Annotated in this window: 26 protein-coding genes; 4 read left to right on the top strand and 22 right to left on the bottom strand. The window is 69.3% G+C overall.

The features are described 5' to 3' along the window. Position 1: 1 nt before the first annotated feature. The 22 genes from rpsH to rfbB all read right to left on the bottom strand — a co-directional run bounded on the left by rpsH (position 2) and on the right by rfbB (position 15,817). Positions 2 to 409 (bottom strand): 30S ribosomal protein S8, encoded by a 408-nt coding sequence (rpsH, locus tag ACWCXH_RS16880; RefSeq protein ID WP_030280781.1) that lies wholly within the window; start codon positions 407 to 409, stop codon positions 2 to 4. A gap of 267 nt (positions 410 to 676) precedes the next feature. Then, positions 677 to 862 (bottom strand): type Z 30S ribosomal protein S14, encoded by a 186-nt coding sequence (locus tag ACWCXH_RS16885; protein ID WP_030055830.1) that lies wholly within the window; start codon positions 860 to 862, stop codon positions 677 to 679. 4 nt (positions 863 to 866) lie between these two features. After that, positions 867 to 1,436 (bottom strand): 50S ribosomal protein L5, encoded by a 570-nt coding sequence (gene rplE / locus ACWCXH_RS16890; protein WP_449802191.1) that lies wholly within the window; start codon positions 1,434 to 1,436, stop codon positions 867 to 869. Beyond that, positions 1,436 to 1,747: a 50S ribosomal protein L24 gene (gene rplX, locus ACWCXH_RS16895; protein WP_270151185.1), complete on the bottom strand. Its 312-nt coding sequence runs from the start codon at positions 1,745 to 1,747 to the stop codon at positions 1,436 to 1,438. The genes rplE and rplX overlap by 1 nt, the downstream gene beginning before the upstream one ends. A gap of 15 nt (positions 1,748 to 1,762) precedes the next feature. Next, positions 1,763 to 2,134, bottom strand: coding sequence for a 50S ribosomal protein L14 (gene rplN / locus ACWCXH_RS16900; protein ID WP_030232481.1), 372 nt, complete (start codon positions 2,132 to 2,134; stop codon positions 1,763 to 1,765). Between the two features lie 102 nt (positions 2,135 to 2,236). Next, the gene (gene rpsQ, locus ACWCXH_RS16905) at positions 2,237 to 2,509 is read right to left on the bottom strand and encodes a 30S ribosomal protein S17 (RefSeq protein ID WP_030280777.1); all 273 of its coding nucleotides are present in this window, start codon (positions 2,507 to 2,509) and stop codon (positions 2,237 to 2,239) included. Then, entirely contained in the window at positions 2,509 to 2,733 is a 225-nt protein-coding gene (gene rpmC / locus ACWCXH_RS16910; protein WP_030263491.1) for a 50S ribosomal protein L29, read from the bottom strand. Before rpmC ends, rpsQ begins: the two co-directional genes overlap by 1 nt. After that, complete coding sequence (gene rplP, locus ACWCXH_RS16915) at positions 2,733 to 3,152, bottom strand: 50S ribosomal protein L16 (protein WP_030232476.1); 420 nt, start codon at positions 3,150 to 3,152, stop codon at positions 2,733 to 2,735. Before rplP ends, rpmC begins: the two co-directional genes overlap by 1 nt. A gap of 5 nt (positions 3,153 to 3,157) precedes the next feature. Continuing rightward, positions 3,158 to 3,982: a 30S ribosomal protein S3 gene (rpsC, locus tag ACWCXH_RS16920; RefSeq protein WP_030055823.1), complete on the bottom strand. Its 825-nt coding sequence runs from the start codon at positions 3,980 to 3,982 to the stop codon at positions 3,158 to 3,160. Then, positions 3,982 to 4,329, bottom strand: a complete 348-nt coding sequence (gene rplV, locus ACWCXH_RS16925; RefSeq protein ID WP_030280773.1) for a 50S ribosomal protein L22 — start codon at positions 4,327 to 4,329, stop codon at positions 3,982 to 3,984. The genes rpsC and rplV overlap by 1 nt, the downstream gene beginning before the upstream one ends. 57 nt (positions 4,330 to 4,386) lie before the next feature. Beyond that, a complete protein-coding gene (rpsS, locus tag ACWCXH_RS16930; RefSeq protein ID WP_030280772.1) occupies positions 4,387 to 4,668 on the bottom strand; it encodes a 30S ribosomal protein S19 in 282 nt (93 codons plus the stop codon). A gap of 11 nt (positions 4,669 to 4,679) precedes the next feature. Further along, positions 4,680 to 5,516 (bottom strand): 50S ribosomal protein L2, encoded by an 837-nt coding sequence (gene rplB, locus ACWCXH_RS16935; protein WP_030232466.1) that lies wholly within the window; start codon positions 5,514 to 5,516, stop codon positions 4,680 to 4,682. Positions 5,517 to 5,562: 46 nt separating this feature from the next. Next, complete coding sequence (gene rplW / locus ACWCXH_RS16940) at positions 5,563 to 5,880, bottom strand: 50S ribosomal protein L23 (protein ID WP_030280768.1); 318 nt, start codon at positions 5,878 to 5,880, stop codon at positions 5,563 to 5,565. Next, positions 5,880 to 6,557 carry a 50S ribosomal protein L4 gene (gene rplD / locus ACWCXH_RS16945; protein ID WP_449802192.1) on the bottom strand — a complete coding sequence of 226 codons (678 nt, stop codon included), beginning with the start codon at positions 6,555 to 6,557 and terminating at the stop codon, positions 5,880 to 5,882. Before rplD ends, rplW begins: the two co-directional genes overlap by 1 nt. Before the next feature lie 4 nt (positions 6,558 to 6,561). Then, positions 6,562 to 7,209, bottom strand: coding sequence for a 50S ribosomal protein L3 (gene rplC, locus ACWCXH_RS16950; protein WP_153460994.1), 648 nt, complete (start codon positions 7,207 to 7,209; stop codon positions 6,562 to 6,564). Between the two features lie 14 nt (positions 7,210 to 7,223). Further along, entirely contained in the window at positions 7,224 to 7,532 is a 309-nt protein-coding gene (rpsJ, locus tag ACWCXH_RS16955) for a 30S ribosomal protein S10 (RefSeq protein WP_012785157.1), read from the bottom strand. A gap of 392 nt (positions 7,533 to 7,924) precedes the next feature. Beyond that, entirely contained in the window at positions 7,925 to 9,736 is a 1,812-nt protein-coding gene (locus ACWCXH_RS16960; RefSeq protein ID WP_449802193.1) for a hypothetical protein, read from the bottom strand. A 393-nt stretch (positions 9,737 to 10,129) separates the two neighbouring features. Further along, positions 10,130 to 11,884 (bottom strand): phospholipid carrier-dependent glycosyltransferase, encoded by a 1,755-nt coding sequence (locus tag ACWCXH_RS16965; protein ID WP_449802194.1) that lies wholly within the window; start codon positions 11,882 to 11,884, stop codon positions 10,130 to 10,132. A gap of 359 nt (positions 11,885 to 12,243) precedes the next feature. Next, on the bottom strand, positions 12,244 to 13,020 hold the full coding sequence (locus ACWCXH_RS16970) for a glycosyltransferase family 2 protein (protein ID WP_449802195.1): 777 nt from the start codon (positions 13,018 to 13,020) through the stop codon (positions 12,244 to 12,246). Beyond that, positions 13,017 to 13,418: a DUF2304 domain-containing protein gene (locus ACWCXH_RS16975; RefSeq protein WP_359962256.1), complete on the bottom strand. Its 402-nt coding sequence runs from the start codon at positions 13,416 to 13,418 to the stop codon at positions 13,017 to 13,019. The genes ACWCXH_RS16970 and ACWCXH_RS16975 overlap by 4 nt, the downstream gene beginning before the upstream one ends. A gap of 111 nt (positions 13,419 to 13,529) precedes the next feature. Continuing rightward, positions 13,530 to 14,846: a hypothetical protein gene (locus ACWCXH_RS16980; RefSeq protein WP_449802196.1), complete on the bottom strand. Its 1,317-nt coding sequence runs from the start codon at positions 14,844 to 14,846 to the stop codon at positions 13,530 to 13,532. Beyond that, complete coding sequence (gene rfbB, locus ACWCXH_RS16985) at positions 14,843 to 15,817, bottom strand: dTDP-glucose 4,6-dehydratase (protein WP_449802197.1); 975 nt, start codon at positions 15,815 to 15,817, stop codon at positions 14,843 to 14,845. The genes ACWCXH_RS16980 and rfbB overlap by 4 nt, the downstream gene beginning before the upstream one ends. 93 nt (positions 15,818 to 15,910) lie before the next feature. On the opposite strand from rfbB, the gene rfbA reads away from it, so the two are divergent. The 4 genes from rfbA (at position 15,911) to ACWCXH_RS17005 (ending at position 19,421) form a co-directional block, all read left to right on the top strand. Beyond that, the gene (gene rfbA / locus ACWCXH_RS16990; RefSeq protein WP_449802198.1) at positions 15,911 to 16,786 is read left to right on the top strand and encodes a glucose-1-phosphate thymidylyltransferase RfbA; all 876 of its coding nucleotides are present in this window, start codon (positions 15,911 to 15,913) and stop codon (positions 16,784 to 16,786) included. Further along, a complete protein-coding gene (locus ACWCXH_RS16995) occupies positions 16,783 to 17,382 on the top strand; it encodes a dTDP-4-dehydrorhamnose 3,5-epimerase family protein (RefSeq protein WP_449802199.1) in 600 nt (199 codons plus the stop codon). The genes rfbA and ACWCXH_RS16995 overlap by 4 nt, the downstream gene beginning before the upstream one ends. Before the next feature lie 151 nt (positions 17,383 to 17,533). Then, complete coding sequence (locus tag ACWCXH_RS17000; protein WP_449802200.1) at positions 17,534 to 18,436, top strand: glycosyltransferase family 2 protein; 903 nt, start codon at positions 17,534 to 17,536, stop codon at positions 18,434 to 18,436. A 25-nt stretch (positions 18,437 to 18,461) separates the two neighbouring features. After that, positions 18,462 to 19,421 carry an NAD-dependent epimerase/dehydratase family protein gene (locus tag ACWCXH_RS17005; RefSeq protein WP_449802201.1) on the top strand — a complete coding sequence of 320 codons (960 nt, stop codon included), beginning with the start codon at positions 18,462 to 18,464 and terminating at the stop codon, positions 19,419 to 19,421. The last annotated feature ends 121 nt before the right edge of the window (positions 19,422 to 19,542 follow it).

Below are 19,542 nucleotides of genomic sequence, written 5' to 3' on the forward strand. Positions count from 1 at the left end.
ATTACCAGACGTAGGCGAGAACTTCTCCGCCTACGCCCTTCTTGGCGGCCTGCTTGTCGGTCAGGAGGCCGGACGACGTGGAGATGATCGCCACGCCCAGGCCGCCGAGCACCTTCGGCAGGTTGGTGGACTTTGCGTAAACGCGCAGACCCGGCTTGCTGATGCGCTTGATGCCGGCAATGGAGCGCTCACGGTTGGGGCCGAACTTGAGCTCGATGGTCAGCTTCTTGCCGACCTCGCCCTCAGCGGGCTCCTCAACCTTGTAGGAGGAGATGTACCCCTCCTGCTGCAGGATCTGGGCGACGTGCGCCTTGATCTTGCTCGCCGGCATCGCCACGGAGTCGTGGTACGCCGAGTTCGCGTTACGCAGACGCGTGAGCATGTCTGCGATGGGGTCGGTCATGGTCATGATGGCCTCAGGCCTCTCTCGCCGTGGTTTCTCCGCACCAGGTCCCCCCGCCGGACTCTTCCGAGTTCGTCAGGGGCACAAGCGCAGGGGACCTACGACGTAGTAAGACTGGGTGCGAGCCCTTCCAGAGAAGGGCCACGGACATCCATGGGGAAGCCGCGGCAGGGGCCCGACCCCACTACCTTACGGGAATCCGTACAGGAGCCCAAAAAAGGGCGGTGTGGGGTCGGGCACCTCTGCTTCGCTAGCTGTGCCTAGGGCTCTGGATTACCAGGAGCTCTTGGTCACGCCCGGCAGCTCGCCGCGGTGCGCCATCTCACGGAGGCAGACACGGCACAGGCCGAACTTGCGGTACACCGAGTGCGGACGGCCGCAGCGCTGGCACCGGGTGTAGGCCCGGACGCCGAACTTCGGCTTGCGCTCGGACTTCGCGATGAGGGACTTCTTCGCCATTGGCTCACGCCTCCTTGAACGGGAAGCCCAGAGCGCGCAGGAGCGCCCGGCCCTCGTCGTCGGTCTGAGCGGTGGTCACGACGGTGATGTCCATACCGCGCTGACGGTCGACCTTGTCCTGGTCGATCTCGTGGAACATAACCTGCTCGGTCAGACCGAAGGTGTAGTTGCCACGGCCGTCGAACTGCTTCGGGGAGAGGCCACGGAAGTCGCGGATTCGCGGCAGGGCCAGCGAAACCAGACGGTCCAGGAACTCCCACATGCGGTCACCGCGGAGGGTGACGTGGGTGCCGATCGGCTGGCCCTCGCGCAGCTTGAACTGCGCGATGGACTTGCGAGCCTTGGTCACGGCCGGCTTCTGACCGGTGATCGCGGTCAGGTCGCGGATCGCGCCCTCGATCAGCTTGCTGTCACGGGCAGCCTCGCCGACACCCATGTTGACCACGACCTTGACCAGGCCGGGGATCAGCATGACGTTCTCGTACTTGAACTGCTCCTGCAGCTGGCCCTTGATCTCGGAGTTGTAACGCTCCTTGAGGCGGGGGGCCACCTTCTCAACAGTCGTCTCAGACATCAGATGTCCTCACCGGTCCGCTTGGCAACGCGGATCTTGTTGCCCTGGTCGTCGAAGCGGTAGCCGACGCGGGTGACGACCTTCTTGCCGTCCTTCTCCACGACCAGCTGGACGTTGGAGACGTGCACCGGGGCCTCGACGGTCACGATGCCACCCTGGGTACCCGGACCCGGCTTGGTGTGCTTCTTGACCCGGTTGACACCCTCGACCAGGACCTTGTTCTCGGCCGGCAGGGCCTGGATGACCTTGCCCTGCTTGCCCTTGTCCTTGCCGGTGATGACCTGGACCAGGTCACCCTTCTTGATCTTCATGCTGTTCGCCATGGGTCAGAGCACCTCCGGCGCCAGCGAGATGATCTTCATGAACTTCTTGTCGCGCAGCTCGCGGCCCACGGGGCCGAAGATGCGGGTGCCACGGGGGTCACCCTCGGTGTTCTTCAGCACGACGGCGGCGTTCTCGTCGAAGCGGATGTACGAGCCATCCGGACGACGACGCTCCTTGACGGTGCGGACGACGACGCACTTGACGACGTCACCCTTCTTCACCGAACCACCGGGGATCGCGTCCTTGACGGTCGCGACGATGACGTCCCCGATGCCGGCGTAGCGGCGACCGGAGCCACCGAGAACACGGATGCAAAGGATCTCCTTCGCACCAGTGTTGTCGGCAACACGCAGTCGCGACTCCTGCTGGATCACAGCTTTCTCCTGATCGTCAACGAGAGTCGACGGGCCGGCCGCTGCTCACACCGGCGTCCGCGGGGGACCCGGTGCACATACGGCCGTACCTCATCGGCTTCGTTACTTGGCCTTCTCGAGGATCTCGACGACGCGCCAGCGCTTCGTCGCGGACAGCGGGCGGGTCTCCGCGAGGAGGACCCGGTCGCCCACGCCGCACGCGTTCTGCTCGTCGTGCGCCTTCAGCTTGTTCGTACGGCGGATGACCTTGCCGTACAGAGCGTGCTTGACGCGGTCCTCGACGGCGACGACGACGGTCTTGTCCATCTTGTCGCTGACGACGAGACCCTCACGGGTCTTGCGGAAACCGCGCGTCTCGTTGGTGTTCTCAGTCATCAGGCGTTCTCCACCGTCTCGATGCCCAGCTCGCGCTCGCGCATCAGGGTGTAGATCCGCGCGATGTCCTTACGGACGAGCTTGAGCCGTCCGTGGTTGTCGAGCTGCCCGGTCGCCGCCTGGAAGCGGAGGTTGAACAGCTCCTCCTTGGCCTCGCGGAGCTTGGCAACGAGACCCTCGTTGTCCAGCTGGCGAAGCTCAGCAGCCTTGGTAGCGGCCGACATCAGCTCTCACCGTCCTCGCGCCGGACAATCCGGCACTTCATCGGCAGCTTGTGCGCGGCGCGGGTGAGCGCCTCGCGAGCAACCTTCTCGTTCGGGTACGACAGCTCGAACATGACCCGACCCGGGTGCACGTTCGCGATCCACCACTCCGGCGAACCCTTACCGGAACCCATGCGGGTCTCGGCCGGCTTCTTGGTGAGCGGGCGGTCCGGGTAGATGTTGATCCAGACCTTGCCGCCACGACGGATGTGACGGGTGATCGCGATACGAGCGGACTCGATCTGACGGTTCGTCACGTAGGCCGGGGTGACGGCCTGGATGCCGAACTGGCCGAACGCCAGCTCGGTGCCACCCTTGGCAGCGCCACGGCGCTTCGGGTGGTGCTGCTTGCGGTGCTTGACCCTACGGGGGATCAGCATTGGGGTCAGGCCTCCGTTCCGGTGTTCTCAGCAGCCGGAGCCTCGGCGACCGGGGCCGCGGGGGCCTCGGCAGCGGCGGGACGACGGCCGCGGCCACCGCGCTCGCCACCACGGCGCTCGCCACCGCGGGCGGGACGACCACCCTCGGGACGGGCCGGGCGGTTGCCCGAGCGGGCAGCGGCGTTCTCAGCGCGGACCTCGGCGATGTTCTTGACGTCGCCCTTGTAGATCCAGACCTTCACGCCGATGCGGCCGAAGGTGGTCTTGGCCTCGAAGAAGCCGTAGTCGACGTTCGCACGCAGGGTGTGCAGCGGCACGCGACCCTCGCGGTAGAACTCCGAACGGCTCATCTCGGCGCCGCCGAGACGACCGGAGCACTGGACCTTGATGCCCTTGGCGCCGGACTTCATGGTGCCCTGCATCGACTTGCGCATGGCACGACGGAAGGAGACGCGGGAGGACAGCTGCTCCGCGACGCCCTGAGCCACGAGCTGGGCGTCCAGCTCGGGGTTCTTGACCTCGAGGATGTTCAGCTGGACCTGCTTGCCGGTCAGCTTCTCGAGGTCGCCGCGGATGCGGTCGGCCTCGGTGCCACGGCGACCGATGACGATGCCGGGGCGGGCGGTGTGGATGTCGACGCGGACGCGGTCGCGGGTGCGCTCGATCTCGACCTTGGAGATGCCGGCGCGCTCCATGCCCTTCGTCATCATGCGACGAATGGCAACGTCTTCCTTGACGTAGTCCTTGTACAGCTTGTCGGCGTACCAGCGGGACTTGAAGTCCGTGCTGATGCCGAGGCGGAACCCGTGCGGGTTAACCTTCTGGCCCATTACCGGGTCCCTTCCTTGCTGCTGACGACCACGGTGATGTGGCTGGTCCGCTTGCGGATCCGGTAGGCACGGCCCTGGGCACGCGGACGGAACCGCTTCAGGGTCGGACCCTCGTCAACGTACGCCTCGGAGATGTAGAGGTCGTCCACGTTGGAGTGGTTGTAGTTGTGCGCGGCGTTGGCGATGGCGCTGTCGAGCACCTTGCCGACCGGCACGGTGGCGGCCTGCGGAGCGAAACGCAGGACGGCCTGGGCCTCCGTGGCATTCATGCCACGGATGAGGTCCACCACGCGGCGGGCCTTCATGGGCGTCACGCGGATGTACCGCGCCTGTGCCCTGGCTTCCATGGTTGTCCCCTTAATGGAGTAAGTCATTGAGTCGTTCTGGCGCTGAAGCTCAGGCGCTTAGCGACGCTTCGACTTCCGGTCTTCCTTCACGTGGCCACGGAAGGTGCGGGTCGGAGCGAACTCGCCGAGCTTGTGGCCGACCATCGACTCGGTGACGAACACCGGGACGTGCTTGCGGCCATCGTGGACCGCGATCGTGTGACCGAGCATGCTCGGGGAGATCACGGAACGACGGGACCAGGTCTTGATGACGTTCTGAGTACCCGCCTCGTTCTGAGCGTCCACCTTCTTGATGAGGTGGCCGTCGATGAAGGGGCCCTTCTTGAGACTGCGCGGCATCTGACCTGCTCCTAGCGCTTCTTGTTGGTCTTGCGGCGGCGCACGATGAGCTTGTCCGACGCCTTGTTCGGGCGACGGGTGCGGCCCTCGGGCTTACCCCACGGCGAGACCGGGTGGCGACCACCGGAGGTCTTACCCTCACCACCACCGTGCGGGTGGTCGATCGGGTTCATGGCGACACCACGCACGGTCGGGCGGACGCCCTTCCAGCGCATACGGCCGGCCTTGCCCCAGTTGATGTTCGACTGCTCGGCGTTGCCGACCTCGCCAACGGTGGCGCGGCAGCGGGCGTCGACCAGACGGATCTCACCGGAGGGCATGCGCAGGTGCGCCATCTTGCCCTCACGCGCCAGCAGCTGGATGCCGGAACCGGCGGAGCGGGCCAGCTTGGCACCGCCACCGGGACGCAGCTCCACCGCGTGGATGGTGGTACCGACCGGGATGTTGCGCAGCGGCAGGTTGTTGCCCGGCTTGATGTCGGCGCCAGCGCCGTTCTCGATCCGGTCACCCTGCGCGATGCCGCGCGGCGCGATGATGTAGCGCTTCTCGCCGTCCGCGTAGTGCAGGAGCGCGATGCGCGCGGTGCGGTTCGGGTCGTACTCGATGTGCGCGACCTTGGCCGGCACGCCGTCCTTGTCGTGACGACGGAAGTCGATCACGCGGTAGGCGCGCTTGTGACCGCCACCCTGGTGGCGAGCGGTGACACGACCGGCGTTGTTACGGCCGCCCTTGCTGTGCAGGGGGCGAACCAGCGACTTCTCCGGCGTGGACCGCGTGATTTCTACGAAGTCGGCCACGCTGGAGCCGCGACGGCCCGGCGTAGTCGGCTTGTACTTGCGGATGCCCATTTGGCTCTCTCGTCCTCGTCCTAATCGACGATCACGATCTCCTGGTTCAGGAGACCGGACCACCGAAGATGTCGATGCGGTTGCCCTCGGCCAGCGTCACGATGGCGCGCTTGGTGTCCTTGCGCTTGCCAAAGCCCGTCTTGGACCGCTTGCGCTTGCCCTGACGGTTGATCGTGTTGACAGCCTCGACCTTGACCGAGAAGACCGCCTCGACGGCCTGCTTGATCTGGGTCTTGTTGGCGCCCGGCGACACGATGAACGTGTACTTGTTCTCGTCGAGAAGGCTGTAGCTCTTCTCGGAGATGACCGGCTTCACCAGGACGTCACGGGGGTCCGTGAACGTCTTGCTCGTAACGTCGCTCATCAGGCGGCGCTCCCTTCGAGCTCGCCCTCAGCGGCAACGGCCTTGGCGGACGCGGCCGGACCGGCCACGAAACGCTCGAAGGCGGCCTGGGTGAAGACCACATCGTCGGAGACGAGCACGTCGTAGGTGTTCAGCTGACCGGCGTCCAGGATGTGCACGTTCGGCAGGTTGCGAGCGGACTTGATGCCCAGCTCGTCCGCGCGCTCGACGACCAGGAGGACGTTCTTGCGCTCGGTGATCTTGCCGAACAGGCCCTTGGCGGCCTTGGTCGACGGCGCCTCGGTCGCGGTCACGTCGGTGATGACGTGAATGCGGTTGTGGCGGGCCCGGTCGGTGAGCGCACCGCGCAGGGCGGCGGCGATCATCTTCTTCGGGGTCCGCTGCGAGTAGTCACGCGGCACGGGACCGTGCACGACGCCACCGCCGGCGAACTGCGGCGCACGGGTCGAGCCCTGACGGGCGCGGCCGGTGCCCTTCTGGCGGTACGGCTTCTTGCCGCCACCGCGGACCTCGCCACGAGTCTTGGTCTTGTGGGTGCCCTGACGGGCCGCAGCGAGCTGCGCCACGACGACCTGGTGCATCAGCGGAACGCTGACCTTCGCGTCGAAGATCTCGGCCGGCAGCTCGATGCTGCCGGTCTTGTCGCCAGCCGGCGACAGGATGTCAATGGTGCTCATTTCCTCACAGCCCCTTCGCCGCGGTGCGGACGAGGACGAGGCCGCCGTTCGGGCCCGGGACGGCGCCCTTGATGAGCAGCAGACCCTTCTCCGCGTCGACCGCGTGCACGGTCAGGTTCTGGGTCGTCACACGCTCGTGGCCCATCCGACCAGCCATGCGCAGGCCCTTGAACACACGGCCCGGGGTGGCGCAGCCACCGATGGAACCGGGCGAGCGGTGCTTGCGCTGGGTGCCGTGACCGGCGCCGAGACCACGGAAGTTGTGGCGCTTCATGACACCGGCGAAGCCCTTGCCCTTGGAGGTGCCGGTCACGTCGACCTTGACACCCGCCTCGAACAGCTCGGCGGTGATCTCCTGGCCCAGGGTGTACTCGGAGGCGTCCGAGGTACGGAGCTCGACCAGGTGACGGCGCGGGGTGACACCGGCCTTGGCGAAGTGGCCCGCGAGGGGCTTGTTCACCTTGCGGGGGTCGATCTCGCCGAAGCCGATCTGGACGGCGTCGTAGCCGGCCGGGCTGTCGGCGGTGTGGACCTGGGTCACGACATTCGGCCCGGCCTTGACGACGGTCACCGGGACGACCCGGTTGTTCTCGTCCCAGACCTGGGTCATGCCGAGCTTCTCGCCCAGGATGCCCTTAATCTGCTTAGCCATCTTCGGTGCGCCTCTCAGAGCTTGATCTCGATGTCGACGCCCGCCGGCAGGTCGAGACGCATCAGCGAGTCAACCGTCTTCGGCGTGGGGTCGAGGATGTCGATCAGACGCTTGTGAGTACGCATCTCGAAGTGCTCGCGCGAGTCCTTGTACTTGTGCGGCGAGCGGATGACGCAGTACACGTTCTTCTCAGTGGGCAGCGGCACCGGGCCCGCGACCTGCGCACCAGTACGGATCACCGTCTCGACGATCTTCTTCGCCGAGGAGTCGATGACCTCGTGGTCGTAGGCCTTGAGCCGGATGCGGATCTTCTGTCCCGCCATGGCTACTCAGTAGTCCTTTGTCCTTAGTCGCTGCACGACTCCCCCTCCGACCCCCGCGCTCGGGCGTGTCGCACTCGCGCTTGCAAAAAACCGGCGAAGAACTCGTCGGTTTCGAACTTTCGGGGTGGGGGCAGCCGGGCCGAGGCCCCGCACACGCTTCCCGGAAGATTCCCGTACTTTCGCCCCGCAGCTGCCGTGGCGTAGAACTCACGCTTGACGGCCATCACGGGAACGACGAGTACATGGGACTCGCTTCCGGTCCTCCCGGCGGGAGGCGCGCAGCATCGGCACTCAACCGAGCAACTTGGACATACTGCCACATGGAGCAGCCCGGATGCCAATCGGGGCCGGTGAGATGCTCCTCACCGGCCCCGGTCGTCACCCGTACGGGATCAGTTCTCCGGCGGACGGCCGCACACGACGTCGTAGTCCTTGGAGGTCGTGTTGGCGCAGTAGAGCTTCTTCTGGTCCGGGCCGAAGGTGTACTCGTGCAGGTTCATGTTGATCGGGTTGCAGGCCTGCTTGCCCTTGTACGGCGAGTACGTGGGGCACTGCCCGTTGTCCAGCTGCTGCAGGTGGGCGCGCAGCGCGTCCAGGCCCATGTCCTCGACGCCCGGGTTGGTGGACGGCATGAAGCGGTTGGCCGACCACGAGCCGCCCATGGTCGCGAACAGGGCGATCGCGCAGATCAGGCCGGCGGCGAGCTGGGACATCGCGCGCGGCGAGATCCGGGCGGCCCGGGCCGGGGCGACCTCCTCCAGCGTGCCGCGGATCCAGCCGAAGCCGCGCTCGTAGGTGAGCATCACGCCGAGGACGGCCAGGATGATCAGGCAGTAGAAGATGATCCAGGTGGTGCGCGGGTACAGCTGGACGGCCTGGTCGCGCTCCATGTGCGAGGCGAACCAGAAGCGCAGCAGCCAGGCGCCGGCGAGGACGAAGCCCGCGGTGCGGACCACGACGTTGCGCAGGCCGAGGCCCACGCCGATGCCCACGCCCAGGAGCAGCAGGACGCCGAAACCGGTCTGGCCGGCCAGCTCGCCCGACACCGGGAAGTCGTGGTAGTTCAGGTCGCCGGCGCGGTCGGACGCCCAGCCCATCACGTAGGCCGGGTCGATGTAGGTGTTGATGTAGGCGTACCGGTCCATCGTCGTGGCGCCCAGGCGGACCAGCTGGTACAGCAGCGGCGCGCCGATCACGGCGGCGGTGACCAGCAGGACGCCGAGGAAGAACACCGCGCGCTTGATCGCGACCCGGCCCCGGCGCCACGGGAACAGCAGCAGGGCGAGGAAGAACGAGCCCGGCGCGGCCCACAGGTACCAGCCCGAGTACCAGAGGAACATCACGCCGAACGCGGCGCCGAAGCCGAGGCCGCGCAGCACCGCCGAGCGCGTCGAGAGCTCGCCGGCCCGGCGGATCTCGCGGAAGCAGGCCGCCAGCAGCGGCAGCAGCACCAGCATGGAGCCGTGGCTGTACGGGCGGATCGGGTCGAGGAAGACGATCGAGGCCGGCACGGCGACGGCCATCGCCCAGAACGGGCGCAGCAGCATCCGCCACGAGAGGTAGGCCATCGGCCCGACCAGCGCGCTGAGGATCAGCTGCAGGTCCTTGAGCGCGTGGCCCACGCCGGCGACGCCGTGGTGGAAGAGCTTGGCCCAGACCGCGAGCAGGGCGGGGAACAGCGGGGGGTACACCCCGGGCAGGCCCCTGCCGCGCATCATGTCGTTGGCCATGCCCATGAGGTTGCCGGGGTCGCCCTCCTGGCCGCCCAGGCCCCAGGGCGTGCCGTGCAGGGCGACCACTATGCCACCGGCGACGACACCGGTGCCCAGGCCCGCGACGGCCGCGCAGGCCAGCCGCTGGGCGGCCTGGTAGTGGCGCAGCGTGCCGCGGTAGGCGAGGAACAACAGCGCCGCGAGGACGGGGATGCCGAGCAGCGCCGCGTACTGCTGGATGCCGGCGAGGCCGCTGACCTGACCGATCCGGGTCACGGGGTTGACGCTGATGCGGGTGCACAGCAGCATGAACCCGAGGGCGACGACGACGCTGACCACGCCCTCCCCCAGCGGGAGGACCCAGCGCTTCTCGGTCCAGCGGTCGAAGCGGCCGCCCGGCCGGGCCGTCGACGTCCCGCCGGACGCCGCGCCGCCAGCGCCGTCCGAGGTACTGGAGGGGGCGCCGACGACGTTCGGTGCCAAATCCGTCATGTCAATTCGCTTCCGTGAAGCGGCACTCTGCCGCAGATCAGGTCGGCTCGGCGGGGCGCGCGGGGTCAGCGGGCGCCGGCCGGGGCCGCCCGGTCGTCACCGAACGTCCTCGGACTGCTGACGCGACGTCCACGCCCGACACGCTAGCAAGCCGACGGCGCCCCTCACCGCCCCGCTCGCCGGATCCACGCCCGGCGGCTGCACGCCGTGGTCGGCTCCGCCGGCCGGTTCGCTCCGTGGGACCGCAGCCTTCCTTCCCGAAGGATCCTGGGCATCCCCCTCGCCCCCTCTCCGGGCCGGAAGGATGACTCAGTACCCGGTCGCCAATGCCGATCGGGGCCGGTGAGGTGTACCTCACCGGCCCCGATCGGGTTCCGCGACGTGCCCCGGCGCTCAGTGCTTGCGCCAGATGATCCAGTTCTCCTTGGTGTTGGTGCGGTCGACGTACCACTGCGAGGGCCGGTCCGGCCAGTACGCCTCGGCCGGCTTGTTGTCGCCCGGCAGCGGCGTGACGATCGCCGTGGCCTCCGCGGGGACCTTCTGCCAGCGCGGGTCCAGGTACCAGACCCGGCCCTGGTAGACCTCGTAGGGCTGGGCCATCCGCAGACTCCAGTCCATGTCCCAGGCGATCACCAGGTTGTCCTTGGGCTTCAGGCCCGCGGCCTGGGTGAAGCCGGTGGCGGAGCTCTTGCGCACCTTCGAGAACGGGTGGCTGACCTGCTCGGTGATCGTGACGGTGGCGAAGCAGGCGAACAGCGACAGCGACACGCCGATCGCCCAGAGCACCTTGCGGCCGCCCGCGACCAGCAGCAGGACCACGCCCGCGAGGATCACGAAGGCGGCGGCGGTCGCCCGCATCATGTTGAGCTTGTCCCAGTCCGCGGTCAGGAACGAGACGTCCGGCAGGCCCCAGAGCACGAAGACCTGGGTGCGCAGCTCCGAGCCGGCCGACAGGACCACGCCCTGGGCGAGCGCCAGGGTGAGCCCCGCCGTGCCGGCCGCCGCGAGGGCGAGGCGCTTGCGGGAGAACCGGCAGAGGATCGCGGTGCCCACCACGAAGGCGACGGGGATCAGGTAGGACGTGTACCGGGCGTAGACCCAGTCGTCTATGCGGTGGTCGTCCGGCAGGGCCGCGGCGGCGGCCAGCGCGGTGCCGAAGAGCAGCGCGACCATGACGGCGCCGACGATCCGGTCCGGGCGCGCGAAGCGGCTGCTGAAGATCGCGAACAGGCAGACCGCGACGGCCAGTCCGGCGATGCCCCAGGTCGAGACGATGAAGTACCAGATCTGGCCGATCGTGCGCGTCACCGTGCGCTGGAGTATGTCGAGGTTCTTCAGGCCGTCCAGCAGGAAGGTGCCGACCTGGCTCGGCGGGACGGTGAACTGCTTCTCCAGCCACCAGGCGAACGCCTTCGCGCCGACCGCGCCGGCCCCGAGCGCGCCGAGGCCGACCAGGGTGGTCCGCCAGGGCGCCCAGCGCAGCACCAGCACGCCGAGCAGGACCACACCGGTGAGCGCGACCACGACGCCGCCACGGTCGTGCGTGGCCATCGTGTAGGCCGCGGACGCGCCCATCCCGGCCGCGTACCAGTGGCGTCCCTTCGGTGACCCGTCGCTGAGCCAGCCGTGCATGCAGAGCAGCCACGCGAGGATCAGCACCGGGAGGACGGTGTCCGACATCACGAACTGCGAGTAGAAGACCACCGGCGGCAGCAGCGCGGTGGCGCCGGCGAACACGTAGGCCAGCAGACGGCGCACGCCCAGGCGGCGCAGCGCCAGGTACGCCAGCGGGAAGACCAGGGCGTTGAGGAAGGCGTTGATGCCGAGGATCAGCTGGTACGCCGTGACCGGGTCGTCGGCGATCCGCATCACCGGGGAGATCAGCAGCGGGTAACCACCGGGGATGACCACGCCGACCGGCATCTCGGTGGTCGGTCGGCCGGCCAGGACCCGGGCGAGCACGAGGTAGGAGTCCTCGTCCGGGTGGACCGACGGGAAGCTCAGGCCCCGGACGAGCACCAGGCGGATCAGGACCTCGACCAGGTACCCGGCGGCCAGCGCGGCCGGCCAGAACCAGCGGCGGCTCCTGAGCTCGTCGAACCGCTGCATCAGGCGGCCCTGCAGCCCCGACGGCTGCTGCCCCTCCAAGGGCTGTCTGCTGTCGTGGGCACTACGGTGCTCGGCCTCTGCTGACATCTGCACTGAAGTTCGACTCTCCCCCTGGTAGTCCGGCTCGGTGATCGATCCGGCAGACCGTCCGGTCTGATCGCGGGGCCGCGGGCGCCGGGAGCGCCGCCGTTGCGGACCATTCATGAAGTTCACGCCAACGACTCGCGCAGAACCCGCACGCAGACGCCGGCCGTCGGAAACTCCCCGCCCCAATGACGACCGGCTCCATACCACACGCTGCGTGACCATCATGGTAGCCGCACCGAATCCGGCCAGTTGCAGCAGCCGGGCCCGGCACGCGGTGGCGTGCCGGGCCCGGGGGTGCGTACGGGAGGTGCTCAGCGCCCGATCAGCTGCGGGCTCCTGCCCGCGGCCTGCTTGGTGGCGGGCTGGATCAGCTTGAGGTGCTTGGGCATCCGGCGGATCATCGCCAGCAGCAGCACCAGGCCCGCCCGGGCGAGGTAGATCGTCGCCTTGATCGGGGAGGCGCTGGGCGTACCGGTGGTCCGCTCGCGCATCGCGACCGGCACCTGCCGGATCACGAAGCCGCAGCGGGCGGCGCCGACCATGCTCTCGATCGTGTCGCCCAGGTACTCGACCGGGTACCACTGCGAGAAGAACTCGATCATCGGCTTGTTGCAGGCCTTGAAGCCCGACGTGGTGTCGGTGAGCCGCGTGCGGGCGACCCGGGAGAGCACCACGGAGAGCAGCTTCATCGCCCAGGAGCGCGGGCCGCGCACCTTGTACGAGCCCTCGCCGGCGAAGCGGGCGCCGATGACCAGGTCCGCCTCGTCGAGCTTGGCGATCAGCGACGGCACGTAGGACGGGTCGTGCTGGCCGTCGGCGTCGCACTGCAGTGCGATGTCGTAGTCGTGCAGGTGCGCGTAGCGGTAGCCGAAGCGCATCGCGCCGCCGACGCCCAGGTTGTAGGGCAGCTGGGCGACCTTGGAGCCGTGCGCCGCGGCGACGGCGGCGGTGTCGTCCACCGAGCCGTCGTCGACGACCAGGGTGTCGACGCCGGGCAGCTTCTGCTGGATCTCCCGGAGGATCTTGGGCAGTCCCTCGGCCTCGTTCCAGGCCGGGAGGATGATCAGTACCCGCTTGCCGTCGATCATGCCGTCACCCCGGGGTCGTTCGCCTTGGCCGCGTCGTTGTTGCTGCGCGCGATCGGGTAGTCGTGGTGCTCGGCCAGGTAGGCGCGCATCATCGCGACGTCCTCGGCCAGCGTGCGGGTCTCGGCTTCGAGCCGGGAGGCCTCCCAGCTCAGGTGCAGCGAGACCATCAGCACCAGGATGAAGCCCGCGAACAGGACCAGGCTGACGCCGGAGGCGATGCCGAGCCGGCGGGCGGTGGAGTCCAGGATCGTGGGGAAGAACCCGAGCGGCGCGACGACGACGCCGATCGCGAGCCAGATCGCCGCGTACTTCTCCCGGAGCTGCTGTCGGCGCAGCAGCTCCAGGATGTAGACGAGCACCAGCACGCCGGTGATCGAAGTGATGACGGTGAGATGCACGACGGGGAGCGCCTTTCAGCGGCTGTGTGGCGTGGCCAAAGTAACGACAGTTTAAAAGGCGTGGCGAAACGGACTGCCGCCGCCGGTTGTACGGGGCCCGCGCGGATGGTGTCAGACTTCTGACGACTGACGCGCCGCCATGGTTGCACCCGGCTCCACCGCGGTCGCGACCGGAGCCGCCAGGGACCGGGCCAGCGCCCATAGCATGGCAGCCGCGCTCACGGCGGCACCAGTCAGGTAGGCGAGTTCGACGCGGGTCGCGATCGCCCCCGGCACCGCGGTGACGGCGACGAGCACCGCCGTGCCCACGAGCCAGGAGAGCAGCTGCCGCTGGTGGCGGCCGAGCGAGAGCAGCGCCTGGCCGAAGACGGTCGCGAGCATGTAGCAGAGCGTGCCGAGCGACAGCCACAGGAAGTCGACCGAACCGAGCACGTCCTGCGCCTTGAAGAACAGCCGGATGGCCCACGGGCCGAGGATCACCGTCGGCACGCCGGCCGCGGTGCACATCAGCGCGACGATGCCGCCGGTGCGCAGCAGGACCTTGCGGAACTCCGCGTGGTTGCCGGCCGCCGCGGCGCCGGACAGCGAGGAGACCAGCGAGGCCTGGATGGCCGCGTACGCGAAGAGCGGCACCCGGGCCAGCACCACCGCGTTGAGCAGCGCGGCGATCAGTGCCTTGGAGGACGGCGAGAGCACGCCCACGCTCACCACGGCGGCGTTGACCATGAGCTGCGCGAGCAGCGTCGATCCGGTCAGCAGGCCGAGCCCGGTGACGACGTCGCGCCAGGCCGGGGCCGGGCCGCCGCGCCGGTCGGCGAGCACCGAGCGCATCCCGATCACCGAGGCGGCGAGCGGCGCCACGACGAGGATCAGGCTGAACGCGAATGCCGAGTGCACGCCGAACAGCGGGATCAGCGCGGCCAGGCCGATCCGTAGGCCGCCGTCGACGCCCAGCTGGAGGCCGTACGCGCCGAACCGGCCGAGGCCCGCCAGCGCGCCACGGGCCACCGAGCTGACGGCCAGGCCGACCAGGGCGCCGCCCATGCCGGCCACCAGGCCGATGTCGCCGGAGAAGAAGCGGTCCGCGATCGGGCGGGCCGCCGCCGCGACGCCGGCCAGCACGACGGCCAGCACGGCGACGGTGGTCAGCAGCACCCGGCGGATGGCCGGGCCGGGGCCGTGGCCGGCCACGTCGCGGGCGGCCACCAGCCGGTTCAGCTCCAGCTCGACCGGCGAGAACAGCCCGTACCCGACCGACATGACCAGGGTCCACAGCATCGAGACGCCGGCGACCTGCGTGGTGTCCAAGCCGTGCCCGGCGAGCGCCAGGAAGATGTACGAGGAGGCACCGAGCACGACGGTGCCCCCCGCGACGAGCCGCACGCCAGGGGGCAGTGCCCCCAGCAGCTTGGCCACCGGGTTCGTCATCGCAGCGCGGCCTTGGCCTTCAGCGGCTCCCACCAGGCGCGGTTGTCGCGGTACCAGGCGATGGTGGCCGCGAGGCCGTCCTCGAAACGGACCTGCGGGGCGTAGCCGAGCTCCTCACTGATCTTGGTGATGTCCAGCGAGTAGCGCAGGTCGTGGCCCTTGCGGTCGGCGACCGGCTCGACCGACGACCAGTCGGCGCCGGCGGCCTGCAGCAGCAGCTCGGTGAGCTCCTTGTTGGTCAGCTCGGTGCCGCCGCCGATGTTGTAGACCTGCCCGGCGCGGCCCTTGCGCATCGCGAGCTCGATGCCGCGGCAGTGGTCGGAGACGTGCAGCCAGTCGCGGATGTTGCCACCGGTGCCGTACAGCGGCACCTTCTTGCCGTCCAGCAGGTTCGTGGTGAACAGCGGGATGACCTTCTCCGGGAACTGGTAGTGCCCGTAGTTGTTGGAGCAGCGGGTGACCACCACGTCCATGCCGTGGGTGCGGTGGTAGGCGAGCGCCAGCAGGTCGGAGCCGGCCTTGGAGGCGGAGTACGGGGAGTTGGGGGCGAGCGGCCACTCCTCGGTCCACGAGCCCTCGGAGATCGAGCCGTACACCTCGTCGGTGGAGACGTGGACGAAGCGGGCGACGCCGTGCTTGCGGGCCGAGTCCAGCAGCACCTGGGTGCCGAGGACGTTGGTCACCACGAACGGGCCGGCGCCCTCGATCGACCGGTCGACGTGCGACTCGGCCGCGAAGTGCACGACCACGTCGTGCCCGGGCATCACCTGGTCGACGGCGTCGGCGTCGCAGATGTCGCCGCGCACGAAGGTGTAGCCGCTGTGGCCGGCGACCGGGGCCAGGTTGGCCTCGACGCCCGAGTAGGTGAGCTTGTCGAAGACGGTGATCTGATCCGTTGCGTCGGCGCCGAGCAGCTGGCGGACGAACTCTGAACCGATGAAGCCGGCGCCGCCGGTGACGAGGATGCGCATAGTGCGGGCAGTCTACCGGGGCGGATCGAACCCCATCCCCCGGGCCGACGGGGGCTTCCGGACCGCCCCCGGGCCTCACATAAGCTGCGGGGCATGCGTGGAATCCTCTTGGCCGGCGGCACCGGCTCCCGACTCTGGCCGCTGACCCGGGCTGTCTCGAAGCAGCTCCTCCCGGTCTTCGACAAGCCGATGATCTACTACCCGCTGTCCACCCTGGTCATGGCGGGAATCAGCGAGATCCTGATCATTACCACCCCCCAGGACCAGGAGCAGTTCCAGCGTCTGCTCGGCGACGGCTCCCAGTTCGGCCTGAAGCTGGAGTACGCCGTCCAGGAGAAGCCCGAGGGCATCGCCCAGGCCTTCGTCCTCGGCGCCGACTTCATCGGCGACGAGCCGGTCGCGCTGATCCTGGGCGACAACATCTTCCACGGCAGCGGCCTCGGCACCCGGCTCGCCCAGCGCACCGACCCCAAGGGCGGCATGGTCTTCGCCTACCCGGTCGCCGACCCGACCGCCTACGGCGTCGTCGAGTTCGACGACAACGGCCAGGTCATCTCCATCGAGGAGAAGCCGGACGCCCCGAAGTCCCGCTACGCCGTGCCCGGCCTCTACTTCTACGACAACCGCGTCGTGGAGATCTCCCGCGGCCTGACCCCGAGCGCCCGCGGCGAGCTGGAGATCACCGCCGTCAACGAGGAGTACCTCAAGCTCGGCGAGCTGCACGTCACCGTCCTCGACCGCGGCACCGCCTGGCTGGACACCGGCACGTTCGTCTCGATGGTCCAGGCCTCGGAGTTCGTCCGGGTCATCGAGGAGCGCCAGGGCTTCAAGATCGGCTGCATCGAGGAGGCCGCCTGGCGGGCCGGCCTGATCGACGACGCGCAGCTGCGCGAGCTGGCCGAGCCGCTGCGCAAGAGCGGCTACGGCGACTACCTGTTCGCCCTGCTCGACGAGGAGGCTGCCAAGTGAAGTTCCGCGAGCTGTCCATCCCGGGCGCCGTCGAGGTCACCCCGCAGCAGCACGGCGACCCGCGCGGCCTGTTCATGGAGTGGTACCGCTTCGACCGCCTGCAGGAGGTCGTCGGCCACCCGCTGCGCCTCGCCCAGGGCAACCTGTCGGTGTCGGCCAAGGACGTCGTGCGCGGCATCCACTTCGCCGACGTCCCGCCCGGCCAGGCCAAGTACGTCAGCTGCGTGCGCGGCGCCGTCCTGGACGTGATCGTCGACCTGCGGGTGGGCTCCCCCACCTTCAAGCAGTGGGAGTTCGTCCGCCTCGACGACGTCGAGCGCAAGGCGGTGTACATCGCCGAGGGCCTCGGCCACGGCTTCTGCGCGCTGACCGACGACGCCACGCTGTCGTACGTCTGCTCCGAGACGTACAACCCGACCGGCGAGCACGCGGTGCACCCGCTCGACCCGGACCTCGGCATCGAGTGGCCCACCGACGCCCCGCAGCTGTCCGCCCGCGACGCGGCCGCGCCCTCGCTCGCCGACGCGATCGCCGGTGGCCTGCTGCCGGACTACGAGAAGTGCCTGGCGTACACCGAGAGCCTGCGCGCCGGCTGACCCCGACCGATGCCCGGACCGGCGCCCGCAGCGGCCGCGGTCCGGGCATCGGCGTCGGCGGGGGCCTGTACGGGGCTCAGTATGATGGGCCCGCCGCGGGGTCGTGCTCCCGCCCGCAGGCCCCGAACCGACCACCGGATGTGCCTCCACCATGACCACTCTGGAAATCCTGCTTCCGTACTACGGCGACGTCGCACTGATGCAGGAGGCGGTCCGCAGCGTCCTGGCCCAGACCGACCCGCACTGGCGGCTGACCGTCGTGGACGACGGCAAGGAGCCCGGAGTCCCGGAGTGGTTCGCGGAGTTGGGCGACTCGCGGGTGCGCTACTTCCGCAACGAGCAGAACCTCGGCGTCACCGGCAACTACCGCAAGTGCCTCGGCATGGCCGAGCACGAGCACATGGTGTTCATGGGCACCGACGACGTCATGCTGCCCAACTACGTCGCCACGATCCGCTCGATCCTGGCCCAGCACCCGGGCGTCGCGATGATCCAGCCCGGCGTCCAGGTCATCGGCAGCGACGGCCGGCCGAGCACCTCGCTCGCCGACGAGTCCAAGCGCCGCATCTACGCGCCCAAGCAGCAGGGCCGCGTCCTGATGGGCGGCGAGGACCTCGCGGTCAGCCTGCTCAAGGGCAACTGGCTGTACTTCCCGTCGATCTGCTGGCGCACCGAGGCCGTGAGGACCACCGGCTTCCGCGACAACCTGGAGATCATCCAGGACCTCGCCCTGGTCATCGACCTGCTCCAGGCCGGCGAGCAGATGGTCGTCGACGACGTCCGCGCCTTCCAGTACCGCCGGCACGCCGTCAGCATCTCCTCCTCGTCCGCGTTCAGCGGCACCCGCTTCACCGAGGCCCGGCGCTACTTCCTCGACACCGCCGACCGCCTCGACGCGCAGGGCTGGCCGCGGGCTGCACGCGCCTCCCGGATCCACCTGTCCGCCCGCATCCACGCCCTCACCCTGGTCCCGGGCGCGATGCGCGCCGGCCAGTGGGACGGCGCGAAGACGCTGCTGCGCAACGCCACCAGCACGGCCCGCCGTCCCCGCTGACCCCCGAACCCCTGGAGTCCCCGCAATGACCGCTTCGCACACGGCACCGGCCCGGGTGGCCGTCCTCGGTGGCACCGGCTTCATCGGACGGGTGCTCGGCGCCCGCCTCCTGGCGCAGGGCGCCGAGGTCGTCAGCCTCGCCCGCAAGGCCCCGGCCGAGCCGGCGCCCGGCCGGTTCGTCGCCTTCGACCTCTCCGGCGGCGACCCCGCCGAGCTCACCGCGCTGCTCGACCGGGAGCGGATCGACACCGTCGTCAACGCCGCCGGCGGCATGTGGGGCCTGAACGACGAGCAGATGTACCAGGCCAACGTCGTCCTCACCGAGCGGCTGATCGAGGCCGTCGCCGCCATGGCCTCCCCCGCCCGCCTGGTCCACCTCGGCACCGTGCACGAGTACGGGATGGCCCCGGTCGGCACCAGCCAGCGCGAGAGCGACCCGCCCGCCCCGGTCATGGAGTACGGCAAGCTCAAGCTGGCCGCCACCGAGGCCGTCGTGCGCGCCGTCGAGGCCGGCCGGATCAGCGGCGTCGTGCTGCGGCTCGGCAACGTCGTCGGCGCCGGCCAGCCCGGCCACAGCCTGCTCGGCGTGATGGCCGCCAAGCTCGACACCGCCCGCCTGGCCGGCGAGACCGCGCAGCTCTCGCTCCAGCCGCTCACCGCCCTGCGCGACTTCGTCGACCTCACCGACACCCTCGACGCCGTCCTGCTGGCCGCCGCCGACCGCTCGGCCCCGCCCGTCGTCAACGTCGGCACCGGCGCCGCCTCCACCGCCCGCCACCTGGTCGAGCTGCTGATCGAGGAGAGCGGCGTGCCCACCGAGATCACCGAGGTCCCGGCGCCCGACGGCACCGGCCCGGAGACCGAGTGGCAGCAGCTCGACGTCACCGTCGCCCGCGAGAGCCTCGGCTGGACCCCCCGCCGCACCCTCCGCGAGGCCGTCCGCGAGCTCTGGGACGCCCAGACCGCCGCCGCGGCAGCGTCGTAGCAGTAGGAGCAGTCGTAGCAGCCGACTCTTCGTCCTGCGGTGCCCGGAGCCAGGCTCCGGGCACCCCTCCTGTTGCACACGAGGGGGAGCCATACCAGACCGATTCCGGCGCGGGACCTTC

The sequence above is a fragment of the Kitasatospora sp. NPDC001660 genome, from assembly GCF_053596725.1.